Origin of the sequence: Paenibacillus sp. FSL H7-0690, from assembly GCF_037980415.1 — a bacterium.
GTDB classification, from domain to species: Bacteria; Bacillota; Bacilli; order Paenibacillales; family Paenibacillaceae; genus Paenibacillus_AQ; species Paenibacillus_AQ odorifer.
Map to the genome: position 1 here is coordinate 2,944,146 of NZ_CP150281.1, position 13,105 is coordinate 2,957,250.

At 42.1% G+C, this 13,105-nt stretch carries 8 protein-coding genes; 5 read left to right on the plus strand and 3 right to left on the minus strand.

The window, feature by feature from the left end; genetic code table 11:
• The first annotated feature begins 60 nt into the window (after positions 1 to 60).
• Positions 61 to 597, plus strand: a complete 537-nt coding sequence (locus tag MHI32_RS12905; RefSeq protein WP_036686352.1) for a sigma-70 family RNA polymerase sigma factor — start codon at positions 61 to 63, stop codon at positions 595 to 597.
• Complete coding sequence (locus MHI32_RS12910; protein ID WP_340012474.1) at positions 590 to 1,711, plus strand: DUF4179 domain-containing protein; 1,122 nt, start codon at positions 590 to 592, stop codon at positions 1,709 to 1,711. The genes MHI32_RS12905 and MHI32_RS12910 overlap by 8 nt, the downstream gene beginning before the upstream one ends.
• A gap of 1,259 nt (positions 1,712 to 2,970) precedes the next feature.
• On the opposite strand, the gene MHI32_RS12915 is transcribed toward MHI32_RS12910, so the two are convergent.
• The gene (locus tag MHI32_RS12915) at positions 2,971 to 5,286 is read right to left on the minus strand and encodes a hypothetical protein (RefSeq protein WP_340012476.1); all 2,316 of its coding nucleotides are present in this window, start codon (positions 5,284 to 5,286) and stop codon (positions 2,971 to 2,973) included.
• A gap of 167 nt (positions 5,287 to 5,453) precedes the next feature.
• Here MHI32_RS12915 and MHI32_RS12920 point away from each other — a divergent pair, with 167 nt between their 5' ends.
• Positions 5,454 to 7,025: an ABC-F family ATP-binding cassette domain-containing protein gene (locus tag MHI32_RS12920; protein WP_076126001.1), complete on the plus strand. Its 1,572-nt coding sequence runs from the start codon at positions 5,454 to 5,456 to the stop codon at positions 7,023 to 7,025.
• Between the two features lie 2 nt (positions 7,026 to 7,027).
• Here MHI32_RS12920 and MHI32_RS12925 read toward each other — a convergent pair whose 3' ends face one another.
• On the minus strand, positions 7,028 to 8,833 hold the full coding sequence (locus MHI32_RS12925) for a sensor histidine kinase (RefSeq protein WP_076279099.1): 1,806 nt from the start codon (positions 8,831 to 8,833) through the stop codon (positions 7,028 to 7,030).
• Between the two features lie 5 nt (positions 8,834 to 8,838).
• A complete protein-coding gene (locus tag MHI32_RS12930) occupies positions 8,839 to 10,467 on the minus strand; it encodes a response regulator (RefSeq protein ID WP_076183512.1) in 1,629 nt (542 codons plus the stop codon).
• A 262-nt stretch (positions 10,468 to 10,729) separates the two neighbouring features.
• On the opposite strand from MHI32_RS12930, the gene MHI32_RS12935 reads away from it, so the two are divergent.
• A complete protein-coding gene (locus tag MHI32_RS12935) occupies positions 10,730 to 12,121 on the plus strand; it encodes an extracellular solute-binding protein (RefSeq protein ID WP_340012478.1) in 1,392 nt (463 codons plus the stop codon).
• 129 nt (positions 12,122 to 12,250) lie between these two features.
• Positions 12,251 to 13,099, plus strand: coding sequence for a sugar ABC transporter permease (locus MHI32_RS12940; protein ID WP_052097471.1), 849 nt, complete (start codon positions 12,251 to 12,253; stop codon positions 13,097 to 13,099).
• Positions 13,100 to 13,105: the final 6 nt, after the last annotated feature.

Below are 13,105 nucleotides of genomic sequence, written 5' to 3' on the forward strand. Positions count from 1 at the left end.
TTTCTATACCTCCCCCGTCTTAATCTATGAAAGGTTGAAGAGAGGAGGCTAAGGAAGGACATGACGATGACTAATGCAGAAATGAAAAAAGTAACGATTCTTGATACTCGGAGCGAGACAGATTTTTACGATTCGATATTGGTACATAGAGAACAATTGTACAGTATTGCTTATAGTTACTTGCGTAACCGAAACGATGCGCTAGAAGCGATGCAGGAAATGACTTGCCGGGCTTGGATTAAAAGAAAAACTTTAAAGGACCCCAAAGCATTCAAATCATGGATTATTCGAATTCTAATTTATGTCTGTATAGATGAACAAAGACGGAGAAAACGTTCCATGCCGCTGGTAGATGAAAGAATAGGAGAACAGGTCACACACATTGGCCATCATCGGATGGAAATGCTGTGGGCACTCGAGCAGGTTAAGCCCAAGTATCGCCATGTGCTGCTGCTAAAATACTACAACGATATGACCTTGACTGAGATCGCTAACATTATGAATAAACCCGAGGGGACGGTTAAGACTTGGCAGCATAAGGGGCTGAAGCAGTTGCGAACCATCATAAAGAATCGGGGTGAATGGAACAATGAGTAGTCAAGAGGAGCTTGCCATGTTAAGCGATGCCGAACGTATCCCACAAGAACAAAAAATAGAGAATGCAGCCGCTCAGATCTATGCGATCCAAGCAGGTTTGGAATTAGGCAAGAAACGTGGCAGAAGGTTAATATTCACAAAAAGTGCGATGTCTGTGCTGGCGGCTGCAGTGATGATAGCGGGCTTGCTGTTCTTCAATCCAACCCAGCTGTTGCCACAGCAAGGGACTTCGAGTGTTGAAACGTTTGATTGGGGCGTATTGGAGCCTTTTAAAACATTGGCTGCAGCTGATATTGATGCTCTTACACTAGAGTCTGCAATCCGGAATGATTATGTACAAATCGTTAATAAGAGTGCTGAATCAAATGGATATAAAATTACTCTAAATGCTGTGCTTGCTGATGAAAATAAAATCATGCTGCTGTATACAGGGACAACAAGTGATGGTCAGGAAGTGTACAGTGTAAATAGTGTGAAGCTGACAGAAGCTGAAACTGGACGAGACGTAATGGAGGAGAATGGGAATAGGGGCGGAATGGGAGCACACGCAGAGGGAACCATATATACTTGGCTCGGTAAAACTGTATTCTCACTGGACCGAAATAAACCAAGGCCAACAGACGTAGTGGCGGATTTTCAGATTGCCTCTGTAGACCCGGGAATGTTAAGTAAACCGAAAACAGGAACGGTTTTATCCGACATGCGGTATTCTGATCGTTTAAAAGTGAACTTCTCTATTGATCCTAAGTTTTGGGAGCAGAAGACGGAGACATTAGTTGTAGACCACCCCTTCATAATTGACGGACAGGAAGTAAAACTAGCCGAAGTCGAGCTTTCTCCGTTAAGCATAGCGCTCAAATTTACGATAAATGAGGAATTGAAAACGGATTGGATCGTCCGAAATGAACTGTTTCAAAAGCTCCCCTATGAATTAACAGCGCAGATTGGGAAGCACGACATTAAAATTAATCCGAATTCTGGTAGTGGATCTGATGATGGATTTATAAGTTACTTCAGCAGTAATGTGTTGGATCACCCGAAGTCACTGCGACTGAAACTTAATGCGGGGGCAGATCGAGAGAAAGAAGAGTATATTGATATTCTGAAAAAATGAGCGGTAAGCGATATTAGTGAATATGCGTTGGGAGTTGTAATATAGAAAAAGGCCGCTGGTTGCGGCCTTTTTGTTATTGTTGGGACATTATACTAACTTTGCGAGTTACCTTTTAACACCAAACACGCCACTTGTTAAATGAGAACAAACTCCTGATGCTCCTATCGGGACTGTATGTGCATAATGCTCCTCACGGGGTCTATAGGCGCTTAATGTTCCTCAGGCTTCTCATGTTCCTCACGTTTCTCATGTTCCTCAGGCACCTCATGTTTCTCACGCTTCTCACGTTTCACAGGCTCCTCACGTTTCTCAGGTTTCTCATGTTCCTCACGCGCGTAACACTCCTAACGGACCATATTGCAGCTATTTTCGCTTTTTGGACCAATTTGCTTAGTTTTCGGACTGCATAGCTCTTATTGGTCTAAATCCACACCAAAATTGAGCATATTGGGTTGAATAGCTGCATCTGAGTCCGATAGCACTGCGAAATGCCCGGATTCTTCGAAATAAGGGCTCCTGTGTCCGAACCATCTGCCTCGTAAATACTGCACTGTAAACTCGCCATCTGACCTCGTAAATACTGCACTTTAAACTGTAAATCACCGTCTGAGCGTCTTAGCTATTTCGGCAGAACAAAAGTGGCATTAGTGCGGTACAAAAGAGTTGCTAATGTGGCAACTAAGTTAATAACGCTCCTCAGGTTTCTCATGCTCCTCAGGTTTCTCATGCACCTCATGTTCCTCACGCGCGTAACACTCCTAACGGACTGTATTGCAACTATTTTGGCTTTTTTGACCATTTTGCTGAGTTTTCGGACTGCATAGCTCTTATTGGTCTAAATCCACACCAAAATTGAGCATATTGGATGAATAGCTGCATCTGAGTCCGATAGCACTGCGAAATGCCCGGATTCTTCGAAATAAGGGCTGCTGAGTCCGAACCATCTGACCTCGTAAATACTGCACTATAAACTGTAAAATCGTCGTCTGACCTCGTAAATACTGCACTGTAAACTAAAATCGTCGTCTGACCTCGTAAATAGTACACTCTAAACTGTAAAATTACTGTCTGAGCGTCTGAGCAATTTCGGCGGTACAAAAGTGGTGCTAATGTGGTGCTAATATGGCGTTAATATGGCGCTAGTAGCACTAATATGGCACTAATTTGGTGCAAAGGTGACGCTAGTGTGGCAACTACTAAGTCAGTAACTTTTCTCGTTGTAGTTATGGGAGTATGTGTTCAGTAATTAGTTAGTCGAGTTAGTTGCTGTAATTTGTTTTCAACCATTCCTCGTTTGACCAGGACAATTTGCCTGCCCCTGAGCCGTCAACAGCGGTAAGTCTAGATTTTAGACTAGCTGGGTCATCTGAAGTGTAGCTATAAGGTAGTGTTGTGAATCCGTTCCATGCAAATGCTTTAACGGCAGCGGGTACAGGGGAGAGAGGGCTGTTCTTAGATGTACTGTCTCCTCTGAACGTTGCTCCATCTAGTGAATAGATCGTATCTAAAGCTGCGATTGCACCCGTATATTTGCTATTACTTGCATCCGCTTGATTGTTGCGAAGAGGATACACTACATCAATGATTACAGACCTTTCAAGTAATACAGCTCCTCCTTCTGTAGAGATGGCTCCGTTACTTGTAACCCCGAAATGATACCCCTTGCTTGAGATCGCTTTTTCCATAGCGGAAGTTAGACGTTTTTTAGCCAATCTAGTATCTTCGTTGTCCATTACAATGTTATAGGCATGCGCATTACCACTACGAAGGCGGGGCATGCGGTCTTGTATATCTTTATAGTAGTTGTGATGGAGCGTTACAGAAAGAAGCGCATTATCAGCTGCAAACTCTGTTGCGCCTATTAAGTGGCCCTTTTTTTGACTAGCGGCAATCGCAATGATGTCGTCTTTACTTAGGCCAACTGAGCTGCTTCTTAAATAAGCGTACATGGGATAGGCGGCCTTGTTGGCTTCCATAGCATTAATTTGCTGAGTAACCCAGCTGTTTGCGTTTCTATCATCCCCTAAGAAGGATGACCATGAAATGGTGACGCCGTTGCTGCCTTTTTTAACATCGACAACTCCGTCATAAGATTTATTGAAGGTGCAGTGGTCGATCCATATGTTGTTGCTGTTCTCAATGGTGATGTAGTCCCAGTCGTTTTTATCGTAATTTCCTTTGGTTGCTTCATCCCATTCCCACAGCTCATCAAATTCAAGGTTGCGGATGATGACGTTAGAGCTTCTTTTAAAGGTAAAAGCGGCATGTTTAATGGTTGCACCCTTAGCAGAGAAAATGGTCAAACCGTCGAAGTTGTCTATAGACACTTTGCTGACACCAGTCTCTATTAATACGGGATGTGTTAAAGCATTGTTATGAGCGCTAAATGGGGAGATCTTTGCTGCATCAGAAATTTCATTCCATCCCAGATCCAAGTCGTTCATAATTTCAATAACCTTTATTTTGGATCCTTTTCTCAGTGCAGTGGCAAGATCTTCTGCGGTATATACCTTTTTATAGAGTGGACTGGTTTCTTGGATATTTCCACCACCTGTTGTTCCTGTGGCAAACCCAGCCAAATCATATTCACTAACCTGAACCGGTGTCGACGTTGGTGAAGCAGTCGGTGTCGGTATAGCAGTAGACGTTGGTGAAGCAGTCGGTAATGGCGTAGCAGTAGGCGTTGGTGAAGAAGTCGGTGTCGGCATAGCAGTTGGTGTTGGTGAAGCAGTCGGTATCGGCGTAGCAGTTGGTGTTGGTGAAGCAGTCGGTATCGGCGTAGCAGTTGGTGTTGGTGAAGCAGTCGGTATCGGCGTGGCAGTTGGTGTTGGTGAAGCAGTAGGCGTTGGTGAAGCAGTCGGAGTCGGTATAGCAGTTGGTGTTGGTGTAACAGTCGGTGTCGGTGAAGCAGTAGGTAATGGCGTAGCAGTAGGTGTTGGTGTTGGTGTCGGCGTAGTGCCAATGGTATCAGAAACGGTCACGTTGTCGAACATCGTAATTGTCTTAAAGGTAACGAGCCCTGCTGCACCTTTTTTTAATTTGGAATCGGAAGCTGAGAGCTCCAGCGTATCATTTACATACATGTTGATGGTATTTCCGCTCATTTCGAGTTTTACATTATACCAAACTCCTGTTTGCAGAGCGTAAGGTTTGCTGGTCAAAGTTGTAGTAGATCCAGAAACCTTCTTTCTGATTTCCAGCATGCCATCATTATTATTATACAAAGAAGCTGCATAAAAATTATTTCCATCTATGTATCTGCCCGCAATATAAGTTCTGTTTGAGCCATTAAAATCAACTACTTTTACATCCGCTTCCACAGTGTAATCGCTCCAGGCTGGATCACCTGCAGAAGTACGTCCTTCTTTTGTGGCAGACTGGTAATATACGCTGTTGCCTTCGTCCTCAACAATAGTCCAATTCCCACTAGTGGATGTCCATAGATTATCGCCCTCTTCAAAACGGTCTTGGAAGAAGGTAGAAGCACTTGCCGGATACACAATAAAAAGAGAAAAGAGCAGGGTAATGCACATAATAACACTAGCATTTTTCTTGAATGATTTTAGCAAACTCATTGTAATCCTCCTTATGTATTTATAAATTTATATTAATATAAATACATATATCGGAAATAAATATAAGTAATAATATGATTATAAAGTCCTTTTTTTAATTAGTGCTATAATAGCTTTTTGGGTATTCAACGATGAATTCTGATCTATACGAACTAGGAGTGATAGACTTGAGCGTAATCCGAATGGAGAACGTAACTAAGAAATATGAGAATACATTGATCTTTCGAGATATTTATTTTCGTGTGAGCAAGGGCGAACGTATTGGCTTAATCGGACGAAATGGAGCAGGTAAATCTACTGTTTTTAAGCTAATCATGGGAAAAGAGGAGCCAACGGCAGGAAAAGTAGAATTAGATCCCAATGTGAAGATCAGCTACTTCTCTCAATTTTCGGAGCTTTCCGGGTCTTTGTCTGTACAACAAGAGTTAGAACTTTGCTTCGAAGAGGTAGCACGCATTGAACAGGAGCTTAACCAAATAGGAGAACAGCTTGGGCAGGTGTCGGATGATGTCCAGATGAATGCACTTTTAGAGCGCCAAGCTGAGCTTTTTGAACAAATGGAGCATTTGGATGGCTGGAATGTATCTGTGGAAATCAATACGGTGCTGACTAAATTAGGATTCGATGAGAGATCGCGGCATCAACCTGTAGAGGAGTTATCCGGAGGCTGGAGGAACCGCGCGGCACTGGCTAAAGTCTTAATTGAAGCGCCCGATGTTGTATTGCTCGATGAGCCTACTAATTTTTTGGATATGGAAGGGATCGTATGGTTGGAGCAGTGGCTGCACCGTTTCAATGGGGCGATGCTTCTGGTTTCTCATGATCGGCAATTTATTGACAGAGTGGTCACGCGGACGATAGAAATCGAGAACTATCATTTTCAGGAATATGAAGGCAATTATACCGATTACGTTCGTAAAAAGAAGATGCGTAAAAAAGTGCTCGATCGGCAATTTGAGTGGGAAGAAGAACTTCTCCTTATGGAGTCCGAGGCCATTGAAAACCGTGGTAGTAAGAAGTCTTCTAAGGATCGTCTATCCCGTAAGCTAACGGATATGAAAAAACGAGTGGAACCTCATCCAGTTAACGTATTAATCACTGATATTTATAGTAATTTACGTTTTCCTGACAAGCTGGGGGAAGTGAAGCGGATTGGACAAAGTTATGATGGCCGCTCCATTTTCCAGAACATTAGCTTCGATATTCAAAAGGAAGACCGGATAGCTATCGTAGGTCCGAACGGCAGCGGAAAATCGACACTAATCAAAGTACTGACTGGACAAGAAGCACCGGAATCGGGGGAAGTGACTTGGGAACGCGGGGTCGGTTATGCGTACTTTAATCAGATGTGGGATGAGCTGGATCATAAAGATACCGTCAGCCATGCCGTAAATGTTTATGGACTGGGACTGGACGCACCGCGGAAAAAGGTGAATAAATTTCTAGCGATGCTGCAATTCTCGGAAATGGATCTGAGTAAAACGATTGGCAGCCTTTCAGGTGGACAGCAGGCCAGAGTGGCTTTAGCGAAATGCCTTCTCTCCGGAGCTGCTGTCATTATTTTAGATGAGCCCACTAACCATTTGGATTTAACCAGTATTCAGGTGATGGAGCAGGCGTTGATTCATTTTCCTGGCGCTGTAGTAACAGTTAGTCATGATCGGTTTTTTATTGATAAAATAGCGACGAAAATGCTCACCTTTGATCCTGAATTAGGCATTACTGAGCAAAATGTTTAGGATTACGCGGGAAGTCGGATGATCACTGTCGTTCCTTCACCTACGTAACTGGAAATTTCAATTCCATATTTTTCGCCAAAATGAAATTGAATGCGATCATGAACATTTTTAATGCCAATATGTTCTTCATCTAAGGTATCTGAGGGTTGAGAGAGACGGAAACGCAGCTGCTTAAGTTTCTCTTCCTCGATGCCAATGCCGTTATCTTTAACGATAATCAGCATATCCTCCCCCGATATCACCGAGGATACCTCAAGCAGACCTGGTTCACTACGGCTTTCTAGGCCGTGTACGATAGCATTCTCTACGATGGGCTGCAAGGAGAAGTGCATGACCTTAACGATCTCGCATTGCGGATCTAGCTGCTCCATGTACTGTAATTTATCCCCAAAACGCAACTGCTGAATCTTCACATATAGCCGGACATGCTCAAGTTCTTCGCGCAGGGTAACGGTGATTTTCCCAGTCTGGATATGAATCCGAAACAATCTGCCGACGATCCCTACCATTTCGCCAATCTCTCTCTGCCCATTGATGATGGCTTTCATTTGAATAGATTCAAGGACATTTGCCAGAAAATGCGGATTGATTTGGCTTTTGAGTGCACCATATTGGGCTACTTTTTGTTGGGCCTTGGCCATCGAAGATCGCTCAATATAGTTTTGCAAATCTTTAACCATCTTACGAATTCCATTATATAGAACCCCAAATTCATCTTGACGATTACTGTACAAATCCACATCGAAATTCCCCATCCCCACCAGCTTCACCTTCCGGCTTAACAGAATAATAGGTTTGGTTACGCGTTCCGAGAGGATATACATAAATAAGAGTGCAGTGACAAGCGATAAGAGCGCCAAGGTTAAAATGATTTTGCCAAGAAAAGAAGCCTGCTTAGTCATCTCTTTTTCATCAATATATTGAATGACCTTCCAGTTGGAGTAAGGAGAGGTAACAAAATTAATGTACGAATCCTTGTCATCAAAAGTACCATATAAGCTCCCGGCGTCATTGTTCATAAAAGTGTTAAGCGCCTGTTTGTCGATAGGGACTGGCTCTAAAGGACTCGTCTCCAATGAATCTGAGCTGTAAACGTTGCCCCCCTTATCGTCTAAAATAATAAATTTCCGCTTGCTATTCTCGGACAGCTTTAAGATTTCCCGTAATGAATCCAGCCGGATATCGATTAACATGACACCTAAGGGCTGCTTGCTTCCTTTTTTATTAATGACTCTGGCAATGGAGATGACGGATTGTTTGGAATTGGTGCGATAGAAGGGGAGATGACTTCCAAACAGGATTACGCCCCCCTTTTTTTGCTGCGTCTGTAAATACCAATCCTCTTGGGTGTAGTCCTTCACATCATAATCCGCACGATTGAAATTGGCGGAGTAGAATACACGTGACCCCGCGAAAATCTGCACACTGTCGACATTTTTAATCGTCATTTCAATCCCGCTGATGAACTGTTCAATCGTGTTTCCATACTGAATACTTAGATCATTCCCGATATTATCTTTGTTGATAGTCCAATGCTCGAGAGCGGTTTGTAATTGACTATCTACTTGGGCGTTAAGGGTCCCTTTTTCAATACTTTGCAGATACTGGTCGATGTTGAAAGAAAGATTATTAAGGATGAGATTAGAGCTGCTTTGATATTCATTTTTGACGGCTTGATTTGAAAAAATATAGATAATCGCGGATATAATCAGCAAAGGAATAGTAATGGTCAGGATCATCAGCACAAAAATCTGCCGATTGACATGCCGCATCCGATAACGTTTTTTTGGCTGGTTTATTTGCATCATTTTGCTTACCACCCCGATTGTTTTCTATAGTCTGATGGGGTCATGTTGGTGAAGAGCCGGAACGTTTTAACGAAATGCTTATAGCTCTTGTAACCACACATTGTGCAGACATCGGTCACTAGAATTTCCGGTTTTTTTAAGCATTCCTGCGCGTATTCCATACGGATTTCGGTTACAAATCGCATATAGTTCTTATCGAGTTTTCTTTTGAACAGACGGCTTAAATAAGAAGGGTTATAGAAGAAGCGATCCGCTACCATTTGTAGAGTAATATCTTGATCAATATTAGCTCTAATGAAGGATTTAATATGTTCAAAGATAATCACATCCTGCTGATGGTTATCCGTCAGACCTTCGGTATATATGTTCCCCAGATGAACCATCCAATTCCCCAGCCACTCGAACATGACCTCAAGGGAGTGAAAATCCTCAACAAAAGTAAGGTTTAATAGTTTATCGCTGTACACACCATCCCTATGAATGTGGTTTTTATTAGCGAAGCGGATAATGACACTTATGATTTCTTGTACATATGCAAGCCATAGATCAGGTGAATGGCCATCTGTTTTATGCAAAATATCTTGTGCCAATCGTTGCATTAATTGTAGAATCTCTTGTTTATTGGCGTTTTCGATGCAGGAGATTATTCGTTTCTTATCGTTGTCATCTAGTTGGATAAGCATTGGTTTAGTAGCTGTGGCGCCTGCCTTTATGGAAGAGATATGGAATATATTCTGTTCATTCTGATAGAAGCGTTGATATAACAGCTTTTCAGACTCGTGAAGTAATGAAGTGATTAGAGACAGTTCGTTCGTCACTGTACCTATGGCAAGATAAAGGGCAAGATGATGTTCTAACGTAAGCTTGTTCAAATGCTGATCGAGTTCAGTAAGTACTTGGGTCTCAAAAGGGACAATGCTCGTTGCAGTCTGTGATCCCATGACTATTAGCCCGTATAGTTTGGATTTAGCAGCATATGTAAAAATAGATCGTGGCAGACTTGCCGGGAGATAGGCCTCCGTTGCAAGATGTATGAACTTAGTCGCCTGTTCTCGCATCCACCTTGTGGATGGTGAAGGTGTTTCTCTGATAGGGAAACCTGCCAAAACAAAAGGGAGATACAGATAATGTTTACTTTTGAAACTACATAATTCAGCGATTAAATTAGTGTCAATTGCAGGTTGTTCTTCTTCGAGTAGTAGCTTTATAAGTTGTGAGCCTTCCAGAGTAGAACGTTTCCTTTGTTCTTGTTGTTTAAGTTGCAGCTTGTTCATGCATTCTTGAATCACGGTTAGGCTTTCTTCATATTCCAGAGGTTTGAGTAAAAAAGCATGCACACTCCCAAGTTTGATGGCTCGTTGAGCGTATTCGAAATCATTAAATCCTGTCAAAATAATAAACAAAGTATCAGGAAGGAATTGGCGAAGCTCTTCTATCATCTGAAGACCATCCATTTCGGGCATGCGAATATCAGTGATCACTAAATCTGGCTGCTCACGTAGTGCGGTAGCGACGCCTTCTTTTCCATTCTCCGCTTCAACAATACTCTGAACACCAAGCTCCTGCCACGAAAAGTAATGTTTTAATCCCGTCCGTATTAACGGTTCATCCTCTACAATCATAAGCTTGTACATGAAATCCCTCCGGAAGACTAGATTTATAGTGGATTTTTCAACAACGATATCATCAAATGTAAGTTATAAGCTAAAAATTAAAATAATTATAGGTGAAATATGTAATGTATTATAACATTGAAGAGGGGCTGAAAGAAGGTATAGGTCAGAATACGACCCTAAATGTAAAAGGAGTGGGATTCTCCTGAATTTATAATTGATTTATGATTAGCGCAAGGAATGAGAAAGCATTCTATTCCACAAAAATAATAGGGGGTAGCACATGAGAGCAATGAAAAAAGGGCTAATGAGCATTGTTGGTGTCGCACTTTTAGGTACACAGTTAGTTGCATGCGGAAATACGAATACAGCGAATTCCGCCAATGAACCAAGTAATAATACTGATAAGAGTGAGCCCGCGGCCACTGAGACTGCTGCTAAACCAGTAGAAATAACATGGTGGAATTTTCCGAGCTTTCAAGCTTTAGATGGTGAAGTTGGCAAATATGAGAAGGAAATCATTGCAGCTTTTAATGAGAAGAATCCGGAAATTAAAGTCAACCTTGAGATGATCACCTTTGAAGGCGGCCCTGAAAAACTGAATGTGGCAATTGCTTCGAATACCGCACCTGATGTAATTTATGATGCTCCTGGACGGATTATTGACTGGGGTAAAAAGGACTTATTAGCACCTCTTAATGATATGGTGACCGATGAAGTGAAAAATGATATTTCGGAAGCCTTTTGGAAACAGTCTAGTGTTGGCGAAGAGATCTTTATGTATCCGATCAATACAGCTCCTTTTATGATGGCGGTAAACAAGACCGTTTTTGAGAAGATTGGCGCGCTAGATTTGCTTCCTCTGGATAAGGAAGACCGAACTTGGACGTTTGAAGAATATAAGAAAGCGCTGGAAGCTGTTAAAGAAAAAGCACCTGATGTTATTCCTACCGGATTCTTCGCGAAGAGCCAGGCTGGAGATCAAGGAACTCGTGCATATCTTGCTAACTTAGGTGTATCCAGATTTCTAAATGAAGATAATTCCACAGTCGCGATCAATACTGATAATGCTGCGAAAGCGTTGGATTGGATCGTTCAAGCTACAAAAGATAAACTTAGCGTTTCTGGTGCGGCTTCCCTTGCGGCTGCTGACGTGAACGACTTATTTTTACAAGGAAAATTAGCCTTTACACTCAACTATTCTGCAGTACTTAAAGCTCAGAACGTATCTAAAAAAATGGTTGAATTCGAAGATGTTCTGCTTCCATTCCCAACTTTAGATGGATCGGAACCTAAGCTTGAACCTTACCTCGGCGGTATGGCGGTATTCAATAATGGTGATGAAGCTAAGATTGCAGCTTCTAAGAAGCTGATTGATTTTATTGCTAATGATCCTGTATGGGGGAAGAAAAACTTGATTCAAACAGGTGGTCTGTCTGTTCGTAATTCGATTACAGGCCTCTATGATGATGCAGAGTACAAATACGCTGAGTATGCTCGTAAATTCACAACAGATGCACCTACCATTGCCGATGGATATGCTGATATTCGTACTTTCTGGTTCCCTGAATTACAACGTGCTTTAACTGGAGGAGCAACCGGTAAAGAAGCTTTGGACAGCTTTGCTGCAAAAGCAAACGAAGCGATTACGAAAGCAAAGGCTGCAATGAAATAAAAAAAGTGAATGGTGTCCAAAAGAATAGAGTGCGGGAAGCACTCTTTTCTTTTTAAATCATCGAAGAAATGGGGAAGGACTGTGGGGACAACGGTTCGCAAAATAAAAGGTTATGTGATTCGTGACTGGATGATGAGTTATCTCTTTTTAGTGCCGGCATTTGGGTTTTTCCTGCTTTTTGTGGCTTATCCGATGGTGAAAGGGGTCTATATTAGTTTCTTTGATTACTCCTTGAGAGATTTCAGCTTTATTGGCCTCGATAATTATATCTCCTTAATAAAAGATGATAACTTCAGGAAGTCGATGGGAAATACATTATTGCTTGTACTCATCACTGTACCCATCGTTATTATTTTCTCGTTATTTATCTCTATGAATATTTATAAGAAAAAAGAGTTTGCCAGATCGTTTTTCCGTGGAGTGTTCTATTTGCCGGCTGTATCCTCGGTTGTAAGCATCACAGTCGTTTGGGGCTGGATTTATCATCCGAACTATGGGATTCTAAATTATTTGACCAGCTTTTTGGGAATGGAGCCTATATCCTGGTTAGGAGATACGAGGACTGCACTGCTTGCAATTATCGTGGTTCTGATAACGACCTCTGTTGGGCAGCCGATCATTTTATATGTGGCATCTATTGGGAACATTCCTACTTCTTACATAGAAGCAGCTGAGATTGATCGAGCGACGCCTTGGCAGATTTTCCGGAAAATATTATGGCCAATGCTAATGCCAACGAACTTATATATTATCGTGATTACCACGATCAACACCTTTCAATGTTTTGCGCTAATTCAGTTGCTCACCTCGGGTGGACCTGTGTATAGCACATCGACTGTTATGTATGGCGTTTACGAACAAGCCTTTATGCTCGGTCATTTTGGATATGCCTCGGCGATGGGTGTCATCCTTGCGATTGTGATCGGGATCATTTCTATCATTCAATTCAAATACTTTGGCAGTGATGTTGAGTATTAAGGAGGG